At 41.7% G+C, this 21,301-nt stretch carries 15 protein-coding genes; 8 read left to right on the top strand and 7 right to left on the bottom strand.

Annotated elements, in window-relative coordinates:
• Positions 1-17 precede the first annotated feature (17 nt).
• On the top strand, positions 18-923 hold the full coding sequence (locus L7A31_RS08740; protein WP_237361128.1) for a LysR family transcriptional regulator: 906 nt from the start codon (positions 18-20) through the stop codon (positions 921-923).
• 21 nt (positions 924-944) lie between these two features.
• Here L7A31_RS08740 and mtnA read toward each other — a convergent pair whose 3' ends face one another.
• The 3 genes from mtnA to L7A31_RS08725 form a co-directional block, all read right to left on the bottom strand.
• Positions 945-2,036 carry an S-methyl-5-thioribose-1-phosphate isomerase gene (gene mtnA / locus L7A31_RS08735; RefSeq protein WP_237361127.1) on the bottom strand — a complete coding sequence of 364 codons (1,092 nt, stop codon included), beginning with the start codon at positions 2,034-2,036 and terminating at the stop codon, positions 945-947.
• A 13-nt stretch (positions 2,037-2,049) separates the two neighbouring features.
• Entirely contained in the window at positions 2,050-3,324 is a 1,275-nt protein-coding gene (gene mtnK, locus L7A31_RS08730) for an S-methyl-5-thioribose kinase (RefSeq protein WP_237361126.1), read from the bottom strand.
• Between the two features lie 247 nt (positions 3,325-3,571).
• Positions 3,572-4,660, bottom strand: coding sequence for a C45 family autoproteolytic acyltransferase/hydrolase (locus L7A31_RS08725; protein ID WP_237361125.1), 1,089 nt, complete (start codon positions 4,658-4,660; stop codon positions 3,572-3,574).
• Positions 4,661-4,948: 288 nt separating this feature from the next.
• Between L7A31_RS08725 and L7A31_RS08720 the strand changes: the two genes are divergently transcribed.
• The 6 genes from L7A31_RS08720 (at position 4,949) to L7A31_RS08695 (ending at position 15,046) form a co-directional block, all read left to right on the top strand.
• Entirely contained in the window at positions 4,949-5,356 is a 408-nt protein-coding gene (locus L7A31_RS08720; protein WP_237361124.1) for a GNAT family N-acetyltransferase, read from the top strand.
• A 250-nt stretch (positions 5,357-5,606) separates the two neighbouring features.
• A complete protein-coding gene (locus L7A31_RS08715; RefSeq protein ID WP_237361123.1) occupies positions 5,607-6,944 on the top strand; it encodes an extracellular solute-binding protein in 1,338 nt (445 codons plus the stop codon).
• 24 nt (positions 6,945-6,968) lie between these two features.
• Positions 6,969-7,874: a carbohydrate ABC transporter permease gene (locus L7A31_RS08710; RefSeq protein WP_237361122.1), complete on the top strand. Its 906-nt coding sequence runs from the start codon at positions 6,969-6,971 to the stop codon at positions 7,872-7,874.
• A complete protein-coding gene (locus L7A31_RS08705; RefSeq protein WP_237361121.1) occupies positions 7,871-8,707 on the top strand; it encodes an ABC transporter permease subunit in 837 nt (278 codons plus the stop codon). Before L7A31_RS08710 ends, L7A31_RS08705 begins: the two co-directional genes overlap by 4 nt.
• A 12-nt stretch (positions 8,708-8,719) precedes the next feature.
• The gene (locus L7A31_RS08700) at positions 8,720-9,811 is read left to right on the top strand and encodes an ABC transporter ATP-binding protein (protein WP_237361120.1); all 1,092 of its coding nucleotides are present in this window, start codon (positions 8,720-8,722) and stop codon (positions 9,809-9,811) included.
• Positions 9,812-10,294: 483 nt separating this feature from the next.
• Complete coding sequence (locus tag L7A31_RS08695) at positions 10,295-15,046, top strand: phage tail family protein (RefSeq protein ID WP_237361119.1); 4,752 nt, start codon at positions 10,295-10,297, stop codon at positions 15,044-15,046.
• Between the two features lie 82 nt (positions 15,047-15,128).
• Here L7A31_RS08695 and L7A31_RS08690 read toward each other — a convergent pair whose 3' ends face one another.
• Positions 15,129-15,473: a RidA family protein gene (locus L7A31_RS08690; protein ID WP_237361118.1), complete on the bottom strand. Its 345-nt coding sequence runs from the start codon at positions 15,471-15,473 to the stop codon at positions 15,129-15,131.
• A gap of 194 nt (positions 15,474-15,667) precedes the next feature.
• Between L7A31_RS08690 and L7A31_RS08685 the strand changes: the two genes are divergently transcribed.
• Positions 15,668-16,675 carry a substrate-binding domain-containing protein gene (locus tag L7A31_RS08685; protein ID WP_237361117.1) on the top strand — a complete coding sequence of 336 codons (1,008 nt, stop codon included), beginning with the start codon at positions 15,668-15,670 and terminating at the stop codon, positions 16,673-16,675.
• A 42-nt stretch (positions 16,676-16,717) separates the two neighbouring features.
• On the opposite strand, the gene L7A31_RS08680 is transcribed toward L7A31_RS08685, so the two are convergent.
• From L7A31_RS08680 to melB, 3 genes are all read right to left on the bottom strand, one after another.
• Entirely contained in the window at positions 16,718-17,821 is a 1,104-nt protein-coding gene (locus L7A31_RS08680; protein WP_237361116.1) for an L-rhamnose-proton symporter family protein, read from the bottom strand.
• Between the two features lie 521 nt (positions 17,822-18,342).
• Positions 18,343-19,581, bottom strand: a complete 1,239-nt coding sequence (locus L7A31_RS08675) for an IS256 family transposase (protein ID WP_237359438.1) — start codon at positions 19,579-19,581, stop codon at positions 18,343-18,345.
• A 40-nt stretch (positions 19,582-19,621) separates the two neighbouring features.
• Complete coding sequence (gene melB, locus L7A31_RS08670; RefSeq protein WP_237361115.1) at positions 19,622-20,953, bottom strand: melibiose:sodium transporter MelB; 1,332 nt, start codon at positions 20,951-20,953, stop codon at positions 19,622-19,624.
• Positions 20,954-21,301 lie beyond the last annotated feature (348 nt).

Below are 21,301 nucleotides of genomic sequence, written 5' to 3'. Positions count from 1 at the left end.
AAACAATAGACTAATTTATGAATACCAATATCCAGAACAATCTTAAAGCGATGGCCGTTTTTGCAAGTGTGGTGGAAACTCAGAGTTTTACCCTAGCGGCAAAACAGCTACGTGTATCTAAATCTTCAGTAAGCAAAGACATCCACTGGCTAGAGCAATACCTAGGAGTAAAACTGCTGCACAGAACCACAAGGCAAGTTCAAATAACGGATGTAGGTTTAGAATACTACCGGCACTGTGAGCGAATAGTCACAGAAGTCACCAGCGCCAATGACATGATTGAAAAGCAGCAGTCAGAGCCAACTGGGTTAGTTAAGGTTCTTTCGCCTATTTCGTTTGCCCACTACCAACTTATTCCAATCGTTAACCAATTACTTTCAGAGTACCCACAACTGCAAATCGACTTGGAGCTATCTGACCAAGACGCCAATCTAATCGCAGCGAATTTTGATGTTTCTATTGTGGTTACAAATAAACCACCAGAGTCATATGTTGCTCGTAAGCTAATGGACATAGACTGGGTCTTTTGTGCTTCACCAACATTTCTGGATCAGCATTCTATTCCATCAGACCCCAAGCAGCTCGAGAGCTATGATTGTCTGACCTACAGGCAAAGACACCCCATTCATCACAGCTTATTGCTCAAACACACAAACAAAGACCCTATCGAGATAAAAATAACAAGTAAGTTCCGCTGCAATACCAGCACAGCACTTTTAGAAGCTGCAATCGCAGGAGTAGGTGTCGCATATCTACCCAAATTCATTGCCAAATCAGCTATAGAAAGAACTGAGTTAGTGCCAATATTAGAAGACTGGTATCTGCAGCCAGAAGCCGCGTACGCTATATACCAAGCCAATCATTTTATGCTACCGAAAGTGAGGGTGTTGGTGGAGAGGTTGCAGAAGATCGGGAGGGAATGACCCTCCCATATAAGCGTGACTCTAAAGTAAATCAGAAAACATAGTCGCTAGCGCATCATGATTGGCATCGCAAACACCGCGTTCAGTGATAAGCCCAGTGACATACTTTGCAGGAGTGACATCGAATGCGTAGTTGCCGCATTCTGTTCCTTTTGGTGCAGTGTTTACTTCTCTTCTAGTTCCATTTTCATCTAGGCCAAATACGTGGGATTGTTCGTGTCCAGCTCTCTGCTCAATGGGTATCTCTTTGAGGCCATCATTGATAGTCCAGTCAATAGTTGGAGACGGTAGTGCAACATAAAAAGGCACATTATTGTCATAGGCTGCAAGAGCTTTAAGGTAGGTGCCAATTTTATTGCATACATCACCTTGGGCAGTAGTTCGGTCAGTACCCACAATGCACAAATCGACTTCACCATGCTGCATTAAGTGACCACCCGCATTATCGGCGATTAGTGTATGAGGCACACCGTGAGAGCTGAGCTCAAATGCCGTCAAAAGTCCTTGGTTACGGGGCCGAGTTTCATCCACCCACACGTGCACTTTTATCCCAGCTTCGTGAGCTTTATAAATAGGAGAAATAGCCGTTCCCCAATCAACCGTCGCAAGCCAGCCCGCATTGCAGTGCGTAAGAATATTCACTACTGAACCTTGTGGCTTTTTGCTCGCTATCTCTTTAATAAGCTCTAGTCCATGATCGCCAATACTTTCACATAGTTTGACATCTTCATCGGCAACTTCTTCCGCTAACGTGTATGCTACTTTTTCTCTTTGCTCTGTCGGAGTGCCCTGCAACAAAGAGAACGCACGGTCTAGCGCCCACTTCAAATTGATGGCTGTTGGGCGAGTTTCAATTAACTCGTCATAACACTTCTGCAAGTGCTCATCACTTGGATCATGCTTCATTCCCAATGCCACGCCATAGGCAGCCACAGCGCCAATTAATGGCGCACCACGAACCCACATATCTCGAATTGCTGTAGCTGCCAACTGCATCGATGTTAGCTGGATAATTTCCAACTCATAAGGAAGTTTAGTTTGATCGAGTATTTCGACAGTTGTACCGTCATCTGCTAGCCAAACGCTGCGATAATGCTTTCCATTGATTTCCATTTTTTTTTAGCCTCTAAGATTTATTGCAGTGCTGTACATAGCGAGCAACGGATTGTAAGTCTTCGTATTGTCGAGCATTCACGATCAACTCGCGTGCCAATTTCAATGCGCTGCGCTCGCACTCAGCCCTTAAATCCGCGTCTGCAATTTCTTTAAAGTCCGCCACACCAGCAAAGCCAATAATGCGACGGTTAATTTCTAGACCCGCATTAACAAGGGTATCTTCGAGCAGCGTCTCAAAGAAGGATTGCTGCGCTCTTGTTAAAGCGGCTTGACCTAACCCTTGTTGATAGATAGCAACGGGGTATGCCTCACCTTGCGCTTTATCCGCCCACAACTGGGTAAACTGAGCGACAAAAACTTGCCACGTTTTTGATACCTGTTCTAGCAACCAATTTTGACTTAGGCTGCATTCCTCTTCCTCACTCTGCCAACCCGGTCTTGAAAAATATGCTAAGAACAAGTTGCCGATATAATTACCAATATCAAAAGCCATCGGCCCCATAAAACCAAACTCGGGGTCAATCACCTTAGTATCAGAATCCGCAACCATAATAGAACCAGAGTGCAAATCTCCGTGCAATAGTGCTTGAGCTTCGGTCATAAATTTGTACTTGTAACGCATGGCAACTTGAATCATCTCTTCGTCTTGCCATACTTTTTTCACATCCTCATCCAGCTGAGGTGAAGTCCAGTCATTTAACTCCGCGTCATAATACGGCTCAGTGAAAATCAAGTCTTCAGTGATCTTGCAAAGCTCGTCATTAACTACGAATTTCGACACTAGCGCTTTCTTTTCTTCTGCGTTCATCCCTAAATCGGATGTGAAAAACAAGCTTCTCGCGAGAAATCGACCAATGTCTTCAGCCAGATTAGGAAACTGTTTTCCCGCCATCAACTCCTTGCGAAGGATAATATGCGGGCTTAAATACTCCATTGCACATAACGCCTGCTCCTCGTCGTAAAAGTACACTTCCGGCACTAAGTCTTGACCTGCAAAGCGAGCCTCAAGAGCCAATATGTTGTATTCAAAAAATGCTCTCTTCGTCGAGAGTTTCCAGCTCTCACCCGCGGCGCGAACGTATGGAAGTGCTTGCTTTACTACAATTGTCTTTTCCGTTCCTGCAACAATAAACACAAGATTTAAATTACCATCACCGACTTCTTTAACAGACCAATTGCTTGGTTCACCGCCTAATTGGATATGAGCAGGTAATTTTTCAGAAATGTAGTGAGGAAGAGTTTCATTCGTTTTAGGTAGGTATTTATCTTGAGCGGCCTTTTGCATTTAGATCTCCATTTATTGTTAAACTTCAAAACCTGAGAAAAGAATAAATATGCAGTAAAACTCAATTAAGGAAGACAAAATTGTAAGATACTATCAATTGTTTTAGCAAAATATTCGCCTCAAATAGTGACATTTATATCATTGATATACTTAGGAAAATAATTCTTACACTAAAGGTTATATAGACACCATTTAGAGCAAAGCACCCAAGAATTGAACTCTCTTGGGCACCTTTATTTAAAAACGTCTAACGAGTGACTGTAATGGTATCAGAGATAGTAAATGTATCTTCTGGAGAGAAATGTAACGTGATATTCACTGAGTTATCTTTTATCTCGAAAATACCCGTTGTTAAGGTCTGCGCATATTCCCCACCAGAGTCACCTTGACGATACAAAGTGTTGCCGCTGGCCGCTTCCTGATCAAACAGCACTTCAGTAATTTGCTCACCCGAATGAGAAGAAAGTGATTCAAACAGCTCAGTCATTCTCTTCTCACGGTACAATGAAGAGTCCGTTTTTGTGTTCGGAAGATCTTTTAACCCCGCAGATTTGAGGTGATTGGCATGCCCATAAAATTGATGACTTTCTAGTCGTATAACTTCGCACTCCCCACCAGACGTTTCAACACTAAACAGATAATTTTCACCAGCCTGAGCTAAGCCATGATGGTAACCTGAAGCTCTGTCTTTACGCTGCAATAACTCTATTGCTTCTACAAGTGAGTTTGCATCAAGAATCGCTCTAGAAATGAACTGTCGAGGTATCCCTGCTTTGCAATCAAAAGCGCGAATATTGTTAATAGTTTGAACTAGCCCTTTTTCGTTCACTGAAATTGCGTTGCCTGCGATTAAACCCGGATATACAAAACTTTTAAACATGTTTCCATGCTTAGGTATAACAGTAACCCACGCGCACTGACCTAAGAACTCGATGTCTCCATCTTCGTTATGTGCAATATACGCACTTTCTGATTCGCTTTTTGGTAGGAAAAGAGTTGTGCAACCGTTGACTGGAAGCCCATCCCCTTGTTGTGATGGAAAAGCAAAATCACCGCGACAATTCCACATGAAGATAGTATCAAATGGAACACCTGCGCCTTCGCTAAGCCCCCTAACCTCATCAAAATAGCCTGTAGAAAACTGCTTCGCTGCAATTTTTAACGAATCAAACTCGGGACTACTACTCCAACTTTCAATAAGAGTGTTAAGTTCTTTATTATTTAATAGGCGTTCATGAATAGCTGATTTAAAAAACTGGCCAAGTTGAAAACCTATCTGAAAATGATCGCCTTTTATTGTTAGTTGAGGGATATTTTGCGTATGCTGTGTTGTCATTCCTGCCTCATAATTAGTTATCGTTGTTAGGGTGTGATTTATTTAGCTATGATATACAAGCCGACTTGCAATGGCAGTGTTAATTAGGTTACAGGTTAAGACCAAAATACGACATATGTCGAATAAAACACATTAACTTTATTTTTTTACTCGCGATAGGTTTATACCGTACTAGGCACTTTAATTTATAAATCAATAACGACCAAACTGGCCCTCCAGTAACATAGTGAATGAACAAGCACACGATCGCTTCACCTAACGACCACCAACAATAAACGAGAATTTGCAATGGAAATAAGAGCAATTGATTTGCAACAAGTCTTACCTATTCGTCACCAAGTTCTTTGGCCGAACGAGCCTATCGAATACTGTATCGTTGACGGAGACGAAACAGCAGAGCACTTTGGTGCCTTTTTAAACAACAAGTTAGTTTGCGTAGCTTCCATCTACCTTGATAATACCCACGCACGACTAAGAAAGTTTGCGACGCTTCCCGCATACCAAACACAAGGCATTGGTTCGGCAATGATCCAGTTTATAATTCACTTCCTTTCTAACAAACAGATGACCCGATTCTGGTGCGACGCTAGAGAATCTGCTCTACCCTTTTATCAGCGTTTTAATATGAAAGAAGAAGGAAATCGTTTTTATAAAAATGGCGTTCCTTATTTTAAAGTCAGTCTAAACCTCGTATGAAATGAGTGTAGCTTGCAAAAACTTCCCATGAGGTCATTGGTTTCTTAAATACGATTCGATGGTTATAAAGCTAAGTGAGTAAGCCAATATAAAATGGCACCACTCAAAGATAAATAACCAGTATAAGTTGCGCTAATTTATTAATATTGAATGATGGATTTTCTTAAAAATTAGCCAATAGAGTAAAATGACTGTCATATTCCATTGCTAGGCTTTCGAACAACTACTATCCGTTGTCGAGAATTTTCTAATGAAAAGAATACGCCTAGCAAAGACCGCTTTATTGGTTGCTTCACTCATTTCTACCAGTGCAATGGCTCAAGAACGAACACAAATTCCGTTTTGGAACGCCATGACTGGCTCGCTGCAGACCACTTTGCAAAAAATCGTTAAAGAGTTCAACGAGTCTCAAAATAAGTATGAAGTGGAATCAATTCCAAAAGGGAGTTATGAAAATACATTAACGGCTACCATCGCCTCTGTTCGCAGCCACACTTCTCCAGTTTTAACTCAAGTGTATGATGCTGGTACTGTCACCATGATGAGCGCGGGAGACAGAGTGTACTACCCTGTACAACAACTATTTAAAGACACAGGAACCAAACTCAACAAAGCGAACTTTATTCCTGCCACTCGCTCTTACTACAGCAATGGCGAAGGTGAAATGATCTCCATGCCATTCAACTCTTCAACGCCTGTTCTGTATTACAACAAAGACTGGTTTAAGAAAGCAGGAATTACAACTGCACCAAAAACATGGCAAGAGTTTAAGCAGGACGCACAAAAACTAGTTGAGGTGAAAGGTGCCCCCCAATGTGGCTCAACCACAACATATTTCATGTGGGTCATGTTCGAAAATTTCTCTGCTATTCAAAATATTCCTTACGGAAATAACGAAAACGGATTCAATGGCAATAGCACAGAGTTGCTTCCAAAACCGAATTACTATGTTGAACAAATGGCGTTGCTCAACAATATGAACAAAACCCATGCTTTCCAATATAAAGGTCGTGATGGCGCTGCGACAAGTTACTTCCAAAATGGTAGTTGCGGCATGCTTATCGATTCATCTGGCTCCTATGGCCAATTAAAGAATGGTGCAAAGTTTGAGTTAGGGGTAACTAGCCTTCCATACTGGGCTAGTGCTGTGGGCAACAAGCCATACAAAGGCATTATCGGTGGTGCTTCCATATGGGCATTGAAGGGCCACTCTGAAGCCCAATACAAAGGTGCAGCAGCATTCTTGAAGTTCCTAACTTCAGACAAGATCCAAGCACAATGGGCGAAAGCAACAGGCTACGTAACTGTCACCAAGTCTGCAGAGAAATACCTAGCAAGCACTGGCTACTTTAAATCTCACCCGGGTACAAAAGTCGCCTATGACCAACTTTCCAGAGATCGCGTCGCACCCAAGGGTGATGATAATTCTCGTGGTATGCACTTAGGCTATGATCCAGAAATCCGTAATGCGGGCTATAACGCTGTCGAAGCTATGTTCCAAGGCAATATCACGCCGAAGCAAGCAATTGAACAGCTAAAAGAGAAAGGCACGCAAATTCTTCAGAAATTTAACTCTATCAATAGTTAATCGAATCGTTACCTAGGAGATACGGTGAATCACCCTCAAACTATTGAGCAAGTTGGATACAAGCACCCTTGGGTCGCTTGTATCCTTTTGCTTCCGCAACTAGCGATTTCTGTGACTTTCTTTTACTGGCCTATGGCAAGTGAGTTTCATCAATCGCTGTTTCAAACCGATCCATTTGGCTTTTCCCAACAATATGTTGGACTGAAAAACTTCACATCACTATTAGGCTCACCAGAGTTTTGGCATAGCTTTTTGGTTAGTGTCGTCATGGCTGCATTAATTACCGTTGGAGTCATGGCACTCACATTGGTTCTGTCGACAATGGTGAACTCAGTTCGCTCAAAACCTTTGTCACTTTTATATCGCACCTTTTTCATGTTGCCGTATGCCATCGCACCACCTGTCACAGGAATGATTTGGCTGTTTGTGCTATCTCCATCGGTGGGCATTATTCCGCATTTACTATCTAGCTTCGGTATCAGCTGGAACCCAGCATTGAACCCGACCAATGCCTTCATATTGGTGACAGTTGCTGCAATTTGGAACCAGATTGGCTACAACTTTCTGTTCTATTTGGCGGCACACAAAGGCATACCGGGAGCCCTTTACGAAGCGGCAACATTAGATAATGCTAAAACTGTACGTAAGTTCACCAAGATCACCGTACCGATGCTTAAATCTATGTCTTTGTACTTGGTCATCGTCAACTTCATTTACAGCTTCTGCTATATCGTCGGTCTTATTGACGTCACCACCAAAGGCGGTCCAACCAACTCAACTAATGTGTTGGTATATGAAACTTATCAAAAAGGTTTTGTGAACAACAATGTCGGTATGGGCGCTGTGCTTTCGGTTTTGCTACTAATAATCGTTGCAGGGCTAGTTTACATTCAGTGCCGCTTTTTAAAACCTAAGGCAGACTACGCATGAAAATCTTAAACCGCTGCTTAAAGCATCTGTTCCTCATTGTTTCTGCTGGGTTAATACTGTTGCCACTATGGATGGTTATTTCAGTGGCAGGCACACAAAATACTGATGTAATCGGCTCAACGGCCCCTCTGTACCCAAACGTTTCCTTATTGATTCAACACCTAAACGAAGTGCTATTTAAAGGAGTGTTAGGGCTGCCGCCATATATTGATTTGCTTTGGCGCAGCTTTGTCATGGCCGCTAGCATTGCAGTAGGAAAAATACTCTTATCTCTTTGCTCAGCATATGCCATTGTCTATTTCAGATTACCATTTAAACGCTTTTTCTTCGTGGTGATCTTTTTAACTCTGATGTTACCGATTGAAGTTCGTATGCTGCCCAGTTATCAGATCATCGTAGACTTCAACATGCTCAACAGTTACACCGGATTAATCCTCCCGGTGATTGCTTCCGCCACGGCGACGTTGTTCTTCAAACAGTTTTTTGAAACGATTCCCGTTGAGCTGTTAGAAGCTGCTCGACTAGATAATGCAGGCTATTTCCGCTTTATGTTCAAGATAGTTTTGCCACTGTCTAAAACAAACATCGCGGCAATTTTTCTGATCATGTTTGTCTATGGCTGGAACCAATATTTATGGCCATTGATGATCACCTCTAAGCCAAGTTTTTACACTATCACCATGAGTTTAAGTCAGATAAGCACCTCGCTAGATAGCCAACCTTTATGGTGGCAAGCAATGGCAGGCACTCTTGTATCCACTATTCCAGTAGTTGTTCTTATGATCTCGATGCAAAAGTTCTTCGTCAAAGGCTTAATTCAAACAGAAAAGTAATGGACCATTGTTATGCTCACTATCCAAAATTTAAGTAAGAAGTACCCAAATGGCTACGAAGCTATCAAGGCTCCGGGCTTAAGCTTTTCCATCGAACCAAATGAATTTGTCGTGCTTGTCGGCCCAAGCGGTTGTGGCAAATCGACACTGCTGCGAATGATATCAGGGTTAGAAAACGTTACTGGTGGCACTATCGATCACGACGGTTTTCGTATGGATGACAAAGATCCAGCCAAACGAAAAATCGCCATGGTGTTTCAAAATTACGCTTTGTATCCACATATGAGCTGCTATCAAAACATGATGTTTGGTTTGAAGAACCTTAAGGTTCCAAGATCCGAGGCTCACGAGCGTATCATGCGCACAGCAAAAATGCTCGATGTAGAACATCTCCTTGAAAGAAAACCTGCGATGCTTTCTGGCGGTCAAAGGCAAAGAATTGCAATTGGTCGTGCCATTGTGAAAAAGCCCAATATTTTCCTCTTCGACGAACCACTTTCAAACCTTGATGCTCAACTTCGTAACCATATGCGTATGGAAATCAAAAAGCTGCATAAACAGCTCAATGCAATTTCTATCTACGTAACGCACGATCAAACAGAAGCAATGACACTTGCTGATAAGCTTGTGGTATTAAATAAAGGGCAAATCGAACAAATTGGCTCGCCTCAAGAAGTGTTTGAAAACCCAAAAACGTTGTTTGTAGCTAAGTTTATTGGCACGTCACCACTCAACTTGCTACCTGTTGAACATGATGTTTTGTCTACGCAAGAAGGCCTTATCCAAGCTGAAACGAAAACACTTGCCATACGCTCGGAAGATATTAGTTTTGCTCCACTCCAAGACAATCAGCCAAGTGTTCTGCTTAAAAATGGTAGGCTAGAAGAGCAAGAAATATTGGGTTCGGAATCGCTCTACCATTATGATTTTAACGGATTGAAAGTGACCGCAAAAGGCCCAACCAACATGGATAGTTCGATCTCTAAAACGCTTTATTTACCGTGGAATAAGCTGATGCAATTTGATGAATTGGGAATCAGTTTGGACACATTCAAGAAACCCTTAACAGTTCCCCAAAAACTATCCATATTCAACGCAGCATAATTTCAGCACAAAGCTAAACGGTATCTAAACACTAACCACCCAAATACTAGGTATCGTTTTCTTATGCGCTCTTCTACTCAATATTATCCTCAAAAAGCAATCGTTCCCAAAAAAAACAAGAAAAGATAGAGAAACGATGAATACATTAAACCATTTATTTTCAATAAATTAGATTACAACATTAATAACCATCCATTAGCTGCTTATCAAGCAGAAACAAAAATCTCAATGAATAAAGATATTCACTGCAAATTTTGGCTATATATCACGCAATAAACAATATTTAGTAGACAGAGTAATTACTCAGCCTTATTTTGAGATCGTTCCCGAAAATTAATCATTCGATTGATATTTGCTGGCTTTGGTTTATGACTACCAGATAGTCAACTATTGGAGGCTATAAGAATGAATGTAATACCCCCAGCCTCACTGTCACAGAGCTTACACAGATATCAACCATAACAAGCGAACATGGAGTGCATTATGAGTGAAGAAGTAAGACTGTCTACTTTAAGACAGAAAATGAGCTGTATCATAGACAAAGTATTGACGAAACCTTCGTTGAAAGAAAAGGAAATGAACTGTTTTGATTCACTTGTAAGCCGACGACAATTCTTAAAGGGATCCGGGCAAGTTTTTGTTCTTGCGGGGCTAGTGAGTAGTGGTGTTATGCCTAGTGCTTGGGGAAGTCTTAATTCTGATTACAGCTCAAATCCCGCGGACTTTGGTATTACTGATGTGGACATGTCAGAAGAGCCAAATGCCTATCAACTTACCTTTGGCACCGAGATGTTTACTGATACGGTAAAACAAACTAGTTTAGAAAGCAGCTTATCCGAACAAGGACACCATGCTCTGCTGGAAAGTTTCAATTGGGGACATCTTAAGATTCAAGCCATAGTGGATGAAGCTAGTGCCACAGAAAGCAATTTTACCGATACTAACTGCAACTATGGCTCTCCAACCTTGGTTCAGCTAATACCCGACTCAAACAACAAACCAACTATTCAAATTGTCGAACCGACAGATAAAGACAGTGCTGAACAAAGCATTGGCTACAAAACAACTTCGATTCCTAATATTAGTTTTGCAAGTACGGCGAACAAAAATACCTATGAATGTAAACGCATTATTCCTATTCATTCTCCACTGCATAACAAAGTTGCATCAGATGGAAAAATGTACGGCGTACAAGCATTCTTAGTCGATACCAATAAAGAGACGACAAGCTATTTAGGTAAGGTCTACCTCTGCATACGATGGTTTGAGGCGGAGACTGGTCTAGGAAATACCGAAAGCAGTGTGACCGATTGGCAAATATACAACTTAAAAGAAAAGCTACACGACCAGCACTCTGACTTGCCCGGTTTTAGATATTTAACAGATTTCAACGTGCACACCGATATTAGCGGTCAAACCCACATCACCTATCAAACTCAATTTGCTAGCGAAAAAACACATTATGATTCAAAACAGGACGTTACTTCACAGCAATTAGCGGCCTGCTGGGTGCTAACTATCGATTCATGGAAAAATATATCGCACTATGCCTGCACCACACCAATTACCGACTTTGGCGATGATTGGGAGGAAGGCTATATGGCAAGTGCTAAGTGCCCTCTAGTCGGTAACTATTTCGACAAACCCCTAGCATCACTAAATCATGTACTAAAAGAAGGAGAGGACAAAACATTTCATATTGCTCCAGCAGAATATACCTCAGTACAAAGTATTGAGTTTCCCCCATCGTTAATTACACAAGAGAAGGTTTATAAATTGGAAAGTGGCTGTAATGTTTTCTTTGAAAGCAGACAATATAAAGCTCCATATGACACTTACAGTTCGCTAAACTCAAATGGATATGCATTCGCATTAGGCTTAATTGATAAAAAACTATTTCTAAACACATTTAACTATTGCACCTTCGATTGTGTACACGAATTTCATCAAACAACAACAATTAAAAATAAAAATACCAAAGGGGATGTCAACGTTAGTTTTGTTGTTGCAAAAGTGAGCCTGTGGAAAGACTGCGACTTTTCTTCTGCTGCACAATCTAGCATCGTTATGATGTCACTCGATGCAGATACAGGTTTTCTGCTTGGCTATCGTATATTTGCACAGCCTGATATTGCTCAAGGAGACCCGGTCACTCTTTGTGGAGGCCAGAGTAAATATGGTGGGTTTACTTTTTTCAGTAAAGATGAAAATGACAACTTACTTATTTATCGTCAGGCCGACTTAGAAGCTGGTACGCCGTTTGATGATGATCCAACGAAAACTATGTCCCCTGTTTACTGGGGGTATACCTATAGTTCTTGTCCAGCATTCATGTCAACGCAAACGGTCGACGGTGAGCTTGAGTATTCGGGCTTCTTTATTGGCAATAACGCTAGTGCTATATACGCTAACCCACGATTCAATCAAAAGTGTGAATACCTAGCTATAAAAGAAACATCTTCTAACACCTACAGTGCTCTAATGAAATACAACAAGAACTTAGAGAAGACTTGGGTTGATAAGCCGATAGTCATTAGTCAATCGGAATCAGAGGCAGAAAGCACCAATAGCGAGACGTCGGAATGCTATTGTATGACAGTAAGAATAAAAAACAGCTACGATCTTCCCGCACAACTGAGCGAGACACAATACATAGAATTACGAAGCACAAACCCACTTACAGTATTAGTCAATGACACTCGCACATATGAGACCGACAGAACAACCAGTGCGTTAGTTCCCGCAAGTGATGTTTTGTCTGATGGGACTATTCAAGTTACCACCCTAGCTAAAGACATGTCTTGCTGCATGATGGTTAGGATTATTGATACAGCCAACCTTTCGATCACTTCTGATTCTGCACTTTTAAGCGACTCTAGCGGACAAGGCGTTACCTCTTCTTGGTACAACATTATCCTTTCAGAGCAATCGACTAAACGTGCATCTAGTGAAGATTACGTCTCACAGGATAAGTTTAAAACTGCAGGTGTCGAAAATAACTTGAGTATAAAACCAAATGTCGTGAGCTCAGAAGACGAAGCCTATAGTGCTCTATCAAGTTTGACACAAACAACGGCAAGCACACTTACTAGTTATACAGAAGCACAAGATGCTAGCAGCGGAGAGACAGTGCAAACATTACTGTCTAGCTCAACAATACCTGCTAGCATCAACCCGATTTATTGTCAGTTTGTAAAAGTGCAAAACTCAACACTTCAAGCCAGCACATCTGCATCGTCAAGCAACGACTTATGCCTTAACTTTGGCTCCAACGGTATGAGCTATGCCTCACCAAGAAACAATCAACAACTCACGAGCATTTGGGGAGATATCAAGCACTTTGCCAACGATGCTGCTCATGCTATTGCCAATGCTGTTAATGATGTACTTGATGGAATTGACGACGCTGTTACCTGGGTTTCTCAAGCGGGTGACACCTTCTTAGAAGTCACAGAAAATTTTCTTACGAAATTAGGCCATGCATGTGAGCAAGCAATCACAACGGTCTATGAGAGTTTAGATGAGATAGCCGATTCTTTTATCAATATCTGCCAAATTATCATTGACGTGCTGGAAGTACTGATTCGAGTCGTTATGCTGCTCATTAATATGCTGTTGCATATTGGTGACATTATTTCCTGCATCAATGAATCTGTTCGAGTACAAAAAGAAGGCATTACTATGCTGCAAAGCTTTAAAGAACCGATTGTTAACGGCTTTGAAGATTTAAAAGCTCTTGTAGATAGCGGATTAGATGATTTTTCAAACAATATAGACAGCATGAAGTCACAAACTGAAAATGCTGCCGAAGAAGCCGTTGAAAGTGTGGTGGACGGCATCATGGATATGAAAAAAGAAATGGAATCAGTCATCAATTCTCCTTTCGTAACCAAAATCATTAATGCCCCATTCAATTTATTCACAAAAGCTATTAATGCATTGGGTATTGATGATGCTATTGAAGAAGCTGAAGAAGCTATATATACAACATTAAGCCCGATACTCGTGGATACCTCATCTATAGATGTCAGTGGCTTAATTTCCACTCTAGACGCTGACTTCGATATTGATGAAGACTACATAATGGAAACTATTTTGGAAGCTGTTGGGAAAATAATCGCAGCACTAGCGAACCCATACGACTTCAGCAATATAGTGTTGGACTTACTTGCTTCTCTAATAGGTGTTTTAAAAACAACTATTGATATCGCCTTTAATTTGATGGAGTCGATAATATCTTTTGCTCTGGACAGTTTATATGGTATTTACTGCGATAAAAACATCACGTTACAAATTCCTTTTATAACTGCTATCGTTAAAAAATTTGATATTGACCTATCATTTGACGTTAGTATGGCAGAAGTTATGGGGGTTTATCTCGGAATAGTTACTTGGATTTATCACTATATTCTCGAAGGAAAAAGCGTCTCTACACTACCAAGCTTAGAAACCCTCTATAACGCAGGAGACCAAGCTAGCTTTACTGACTCTAGCCAAACTCTGCAGGCACTCCGGTCAAACTCCAGCGTAAGTGGTTGGGATGCATTCAATCACTCATGGGGAATCGGGTGTAATATATTAAGCTATATTTGTTCATTTCAATGGGCCGCCTCTCAAACTTTAGGTACACAAAAGGCTTTAGCAAAAGAGCGGGGACAAATATTCATAAGTAATCCCGGATTTTGTGCTTGGGATCAAGTTGGAATTAGCATTGCTAGCAGCCTTGCACTAGTCAATGGTATTCGTAGTGTCTCCTCTAATGCAATAAACACTAGTGGAACTTGGACTCCTCAGCGGACATGTGGCGTGGTCTTTGATGGTGTATTTTCTAGCGCATTTTTTGTCTGCATGATGCCGTTATTTGGTAAGTTAGTCGATTCATTGGTCGTAAATCCTACCGATACAGGTAGTGCCGACTTTTGGCGCAAATTTTTAAGGGTTCAATTTACAAGAAACTGTATTTCAGAGGCCTGCAACTGGGGCTTATTGATAGATAATATGGCAGAAGGAAACACTAAGGGGCTCGATATCTATTACTCTATCGCAGATAGAGTTCAAAGTGTCACAGCAGCTACCAAAGATTGCTTTGAGCTATTTTGGTTTGATGGAGGTATCGATGCTGCCCATCTAGCTACAAAGTTTGAATACATTAAAGCAATGTTTTGTTGGCTTATCGGCGCCACCGCATTTAACAGTTCAGCCCTTATAGTCAAAGGTATCGAACTGTACGACTAACAGAATGGCGAAGGCTGATATAACGATGCCTAAACACACGTGTTTAGGCATCGATAGGCAAATCTACTAGCTAAATAAACGATTAAACAGCAGCAACCACAGAAATCTCAACTAATAGCTCTTCTCTTGCCATGCTTGCTTCAACACAAGCTCTCGCTGGCGCGTGACCTTCGGGAACCCATGCGTCCCAAACAGCGTTCATTTCAGCAAAATCTTTCATTGTTTTAATATAGATCGTTGCAGATAAAAGCTTTTCGCGACTAGAGCCAACACTTTCTAACAGCTCATCTACTTTTTCCAACATGGTTGTCGTTTGATGAGTAATGTCTTTAGTGCTGTCTTTAGCAACTTGGCCACAAAAATAAACCGTTCCATTGTGAATCACTGCGCGGCTCATGCGCTGTTTGGTTTCTCTTCTTTCAATCATGGGAATCTCTTAAATGAAAATATTTTTGAATTATGTTCGTTATAGAACAGTATCAAACTACAAAATTTGCAATATGATCACTCAGTGCAAATATAATTGCAAATATTTTTAGTTGTTGGTCTATAAATTCCCTAAAATTGGACTCTTTCGCTCTGGTCTATACTTGAATAACGCGAAGGAGAGTTGCAATTGCCATGAGAAACTTATTCTACACCACAGTATTTGTGCTGTTGGTAAACACATCACACCTAGCCACTGCTGAAACACTACGATTTGCCCTTATCCCTAAAGAAGAAAATAATCCGTTTTTCCTTGCAAGCCGAGATGGCTGTATCTCAGCTGCAAAAGAGCTGAAAAACGTTCAGTGTATATTTCGTGGTCCATCGAGTATCGATGTACGCAGGCAAGATCAAATTCTATCGGAACTGATCGAAGAAGGTGTTGATGGCATTGCAATCGCCGTTTCTCAATCAGACTTTCTCGCTTCAAACAGTATCCATAAAGCACTAAAACTCGGTATTCCAATCATTACCTATGATGCAGATTTTTCAAAGGAATCTTTAACTAAGAACCCAAACCTAAGAGCGTCTTATATTGGCACCAATGACTATGAGCTAGGAAAAGCTCTGGGAGAGCAACTAAAAGCAGAACTGCCTGAGGGTGGCAATATTATTATTCAGAGTGGTCGTCCAGACTCGCCCAACCTCAATTTACGGGTAATGGGAGTACGTGCGGCACTGTCAGGTAAAGACGATGCCTCGTTGATAGATAAACTACTTAATGGTGAAAATGGCTGGAAGGAGTTCAGCAAACCGCTATACAACTTCGGCCAGTTTGAGCGAGCACAGACAGACCTAAAAAACGTGTTAGCTGCACACAAGCGAAAAAACATTGCTGCAATTGTGGCGGTAGGTGGCTGGACACAGTTCTTATCCAGCTATCGCGACATTGTAGAGCCTTATCAGCAGGCAATTGCAAACAAAGAGATTGTCTTAATCACTGCAGATACTGCAGATGAACAACTGGTCTATTTAAAAGATAAACTTGCGAATGGCAACGTGGGACAAAATCCATATAAAATGGGTAGACAAGCCATCATGACTCTTCACCGATTAAGCCAAAAACAACCGGTTGCTGAAGTAGTATATATCCCTATGACGTATTGCACGCCGCAAAACTTTGCAACTTGTACCAAGCATTAGCAAATACAAAAAGAGGAGCTTTTGCTCCTCTTTCAAATACTTTTAAGATGCTTGCTGGACAACTTGTGTCTGCGCTGCAGTGTGGGCCACCGTAGGTTGACTTGGTTTATTCATAGAGTTGAAGCCAAATACGATTACTGCTGCGATAAATAGAACTAAAGAAGAAGTGATGAGCTTTTTCGCTTTTGCTCCAGCACCATTCCACTCTCCGTGAACAAAGCTCCAGAAGTTCGCAGTTAATACGATGAAAATCATAAACAGAGGCCAAGCAATCGTTGGAGCTAAGTCACCACCAATTAACGCCTGAGCCTGACAGAACAACAGCACAGAACCCCAAGCACCAACGCCCATTAGAAGAGCATAGAACCAGTTTTTTGCTGCGCCTTTTTGTACAAGACTGGGTAGCGATCTTCTACGGAAGCCAAGGCAAGCAAAGTAGATGATATTTGGGAAAAATGCACCGATAAAGATAAGTGTAAACGCAACAGTGTTTGCTGGAAGTAATGACGCACCATTGTGCAACGCAGCATGAGATAAAGTCGGGTTTGCGTATGTGTAAGAGTTACCTTGAATAATGCTTCCTAAACCTGACAGAATCGCAAAAAATACACCAAGAATCATGTAAATAACGCTATTGTTTTGCTTTGATTCACTTTGCTGTGTTTCTTGGCTAGTACGTCGAGCTTCACCAGCTAGAATAGTCGTTACTACTGCCACGACAAAAATCACTGCACCTAGCAACTGAAGGTATGCGTATTTACTGCCTAGTAGTGATTGGTTCCAAAGAAGTGGCAGTAATGCACCGCCTGCTGTACCCATTGAAATATTGACAACAAAACTAATAGCAAGACCGGTACGCTTTAACGCCAGTACGAAAAACAGCTGACTGATACCCCATAGGAAACCACCAACAAGAACCAACATTAGATAATGGCTTGGTACACTGCTTATCTGGGCAAAGATATGCTTATCGAGAACTAGCAAACTTAAAACTGGCAACAAAATAAAGCCAAACAGAGTGTAGCTCAACCAAATGATTTCATCATTCCACCCTTTCATCCACTTTGATGGAGTAACGTAAGAGCCGTTGATAAACCCAGCAACGATACAAAGGATGATAGGGAGTAGCACGTATTGCAAAGACATAGCATTTCCTAGCGACTGTATGAAAAATGGACTCTAAATTTTGAGCCTCGAAAAAATTGCCGCATTATCACCAATTTTTGACTGAAAATTCAATGGTATTGATAACCCCATTTGCTAAAAATCGTAGAAGTTTGTTCGAGATCAAGCTCGGTAGTGGTTACCTAACCACCTGGCATATATGGAGTTATCAAAGTCTACCGGGATTTATAAAAAATATTTTTTCATAAATGATGCATATTTCTTCGGTTGCACATACAAACCTATCATGACACTTTGTTTGTTATCTGACCGATATACCAAACCATGTTTCAAAAAAGGAAAGCGGCATATTCTTTATTGAATATGCCGCCTTGTTGTCTTTTGATGTTTTTAGTAAAACCGTGTTACGAGCAAACCACTTTTTCAGTCACTTTCATTTCTTGCTCTTTCGTAGGCAGTGTGAAGCCTTCATGTAAACGATAGAATTTCTTATATATAAAGCCACTGACTAGCGAGCTATTGTCAAATGTGGTGTATGGAGATCATGCAGTAGCCTGTTGATGAGTCTCCATTTCTTTCACCCCATCGATGAAGCGAACATCTTTCACAACATCAGCCAGGAGTTTAAAACCTCGTAGACGACGCCACTTCGTCTCTGCACTGCGCATTAACTTGTAAGCCATCATCAACGTAGTCTTTCTGTTTCCACAGTTCTTCGTCTTGTTCGTGCGCAAGCGTACTGTGGCGAACATTGATTCTATCGGGTTCGTCGTCCTGATATGAACCCAGTGCTCTGCTGGGTAATCGTAGAACGCTAACATTTCAGCTTTGTCTTTCACCAAGCAGTCCGTTGCTTTTGGGTACTTGGCTTCGAAGCGCTTCTGGAAGGTTGAGAAGGCATGATAAGCCTCATTCCTGGTCTCTGCCATCCAGATATCTTGCAGTGCTTCCTTCATCCTAGGCTGAACACTTTTGGGCACCTTGTTAAGCACATTCGCTGTCTTATGTACCCAGCAACGCTGCTGACCCGTTTGAGGCCAGCACTTAGCAACCGCTTTCCAGAAACCAAGTGCGCCATCTCCGATGGCTAGCTTTGGTGCTAACTGTAATCCCTGTGCTCGTAACTGCTCAATGAGTTCCGTCCAACTTGCTTCTGACTCTCGATGACCATCCAGAACGCCAAGGACTTCTTTGCGCCCAGTGTCATCGACGCCAATAATGACGAGCAAACAGAGCTTGTCGTCCATTCTGACGTGACAGTAAATACCGTCAGCCCAGACGTAGACATAGCGACGCTTACCGAGGTCTCGTTTGCGCCACTGCTCGTATTCTTCATGCCATTGCTCCTTGAGGCGACAGATACTGTTGGCTGAGAGTCCTTTTGCATCCTTACCGAGCAGCGACTCAAGAGCGGGTAGCATATCGCCCGTCGATATCCCCTTGAGATAGAGCAGTGGGAGCAGTGTTGCTATGTTTTTAGTTCGCTTGAGATACGGTGGTATCAAGCTGCTATTAAATTTAACACCATTCCCTGAGCGATCTCGTACCTTAGGAATTTGCACTTCCACATCGCCGACACCTGTTTGTAAGGTTCTCTCAGGTAAGAAACCATTGCGAACTATGGCTTGTTTGCCGTCAACCATCGTATTCTGATATTGAGTAAGCAGCTGCTGAAGCTCCGCTTCAACAGCTTGTGAAATTAAGTCTCTTGCACCTTGGCGTATCAATTCAGTGAGCGGGTCTTGTGGTGTATTCAGTGAAACAACAGTATTATCAGTCATGCGGTGTACCTTTCTGTTAATCGTTCTGGTGAGAACTACATCAACAGATTACACCGCAACTTCTTTTCTCTTCCATACACCAGAAACCAGCATAGCTCCTGACTAGCATTAGAATCGCTGGCAATCCAATCATCATAAACTCGATACCTGTAACAGTTGTTGCCGACTGCTCAACATTGGGTACATAGCCGACAACTGAAAGGCCAATACCGACGATAAAGCCACCCATTGCACCAGCAAACTTAACCAGCATTGTTTGTACTGAGAAAATCACACTTTCACTTCGACGGCCTGTCTTATATTCTCCGTAGTCAACAACATCTGCCAACATTACCGTTTGCAGCGCATTGGTAATCCCTACCCCAAATTTAATTAGAGCACCCGCTAAACCAATCAGTATCGTATTGCCAGGCAGTGCTACGCTCATCAGTAACAAAACAACGCAAGATACAATTGGGAAAGCACACGCAATTAACCACAAGTTTTTACGTGGCAACATATTGGCGATTTTAGGGAAAGTAAATACGCCTAAAACTTCTGCAGCTCCCGCTATCATCATATAAACAGGGAATAGCTCAGGGTTTCCTAAAGCGTAAGAGAAATAGTAAATCGCAAAACCACCAACCAGCATGTTGGCCACTTGGAACGACAATACCGTGCCGATTAGCGCTTTAAGCTGATCGTTTTTGCCAATAATGGCTAGCACATCTTTAAAATTAAACTTTTCCGCAGGGACGCCTGTTACCGCGATGGTTTTTTCCTTTACATTTCGCGCGATTAGAAATGCGCTTAAGCAAAATATCACTGCGATAATGATGGAAACTTCAAAAAAGCCATCACCCTGATTTCCATCACCAAGTACACCAACAATGTGCAAACCATACGTACCGGTTATGAACCAAGCTAGGCTAGCAAACAGTCTTGGCCAAACCACCAACTTCTCTCTTTCTCGGCGCGAACGAGACAGAGCAGGAATCATCGACCAGTATGGAATATCCATAATGGTGTAAGTCAACCCCCACAAAATGTATACGACTGCCGCATATACATATAGCATCGTCCCTTCAAACATATGGGTACTAAAAAGAGCAACAAGGACCAATGCATTTAACAGTGTACCAATCACAATCCATGGGCGAAATTTGCCAAACCTTGAACGAGTATTGTCTACCACCATCCCCATCATCGGATCTGTCACAGCATCAATAATCCTAGCTGCTAAAAATATGGTACCGACGTACGCAGCGGAGATCCCTGCTACATCAGTAAAGTAGAACATTAGAAAGATATAAATAGGGGCACAGGCAAAATCCTTTCCTAAGGCACCTACACCATAAGAAGCTTTCGTCCTTAACGTGATGGTATCAGACATAGTCGTTATCCTTTGAGTTTCACAGTTATCTTATCGCCAATCGCAAAGTTGTACTGAAGTAACCTTGCTTATTTTTATGTTTGTCACTATTGGCGGAAAAATATGCTAACTAGATGGTGGTTTTCATTCTGTGATCGTCTGCAATAACATGGAAACGTTTTCATTTTTTAATGAAAATTGAGACACTGATACACATTATAAATAACTAGATTAGGCAAGAATAACGCTCCCAACCTTCTTAAACTCCCACAGCCAACACGATGGCAAGCCACTTTAGATGCAAGTTATTTCTAATAACTGAGGTTTAGCCACAAAAATATGAGTTCGAGATCACAAATACGCACTTAA

This window comes from Vibrio marisflavi CECT 7928, from assembly GCF_921294215.1.
In the GTDB taxonomy this organism is placed as follows: Bacteria; Pseudomonadota; Gammaproteobacteria; order Enterobacterales; family Vibrionaceae; genus Vibrio; species Vibrio marisflavi.
Note: the sequence above shows the minus strand (reverse complement) of the source record. Positions and strands in the feature narration are given on the sequence as shown.

Coding starts and splice junctions, on each gene's coding strand:
- L7A31_RS08725 (WP_237361125.1), bottom strand. CDS start 4,660: ATGACAACACAGCATACGCAAAATATCCCTCAACTAACAATAAAAGGC.
- L7A31_RS08685 (WP_237361117.1), top strand. CDS start 15,668: ATGAGAAACTTATTCTACACCACAGTATTTGTGCTGTTGGTAAACACA.
- mtnA (WP_237361127.1), bottom strand. CDS start 2,036: ATGGAAATCAATGGAAAGCATTATCGCAGCGTTTGGCTAGCAGATGAC.
- L7A31_RS08675 (WP_237359438.1), bottom strand. CDS start 19,581: ATGACTGATAATACTGTTGTTTCACTGAATACACCACAAGACCCGCTC.
- L7A31_RS08740 (WP_237361128.1), top strand. CDS start 18: ATGAATACCAATATCCAGAACAATCTTAAAGCGATGGCCGTTTTTGCA.
- L7A31_RS08715 (WP_237361123.1), top strand. CDS start 5,607: ATGAAAAGAATACGCCTAGCAAAGACCGCTTTATTGGTTGCTTCACTC.
- L7A31_RS08695 (WP_237361119.1), top strand. CDS start 10,295: ATGAGTGAAGAAGTAAGACTGTCTACTTTAAGACAGAAAATGAGCTGT.
- mtnK (WP_237361126.1), bottom strand. CDS start 3,324: ATGCAAAAGGCCGCTCAAGATAAATACCTACCTAAAACGAATGAAACT.
- melB (WP_237361115.1), bottom strand. CDS start 20,953: ATGTCTGATACCATCACGTTAAGGACGAAAGCTTCTTATGGTGTAGGT.
- L7A31_RS08690 (WP_237361118.1), bottom strand. CDS start 15,473: ATGATTGAAAGAAGAGAAACCAAACAGCGCATGAGCCGCGCAGTGATT.
- L7A31_RS08680 (WP_237361116.1), bottom strand. CDS start 17,821: ATGTCTTTGCAATACGTGCTACTCCCTATCATCCTTTGTATCGTTGCT.
- L7A31_RS08720 (WP_237361124.1), top strand. CDS start 4,949: ATGGAAATAAGAGCAATTGATTTGCAACAAGTCTTACCTATTCGTCAC.
- L7A31_RS08700 (WP_237361120.1), top strand. CDS start 8,720: ATGCTCACTATCCAAAATTTAAGTAAGAAGTACCCAAATGGCTACGAA.
- L7A31_RS08705 (WP_237361121.1), top strand. CDS start 7,871: ATGAAAATCTTAAACCGCTGCTTAAAGCATCTGTTCCTCATTGTTTCT.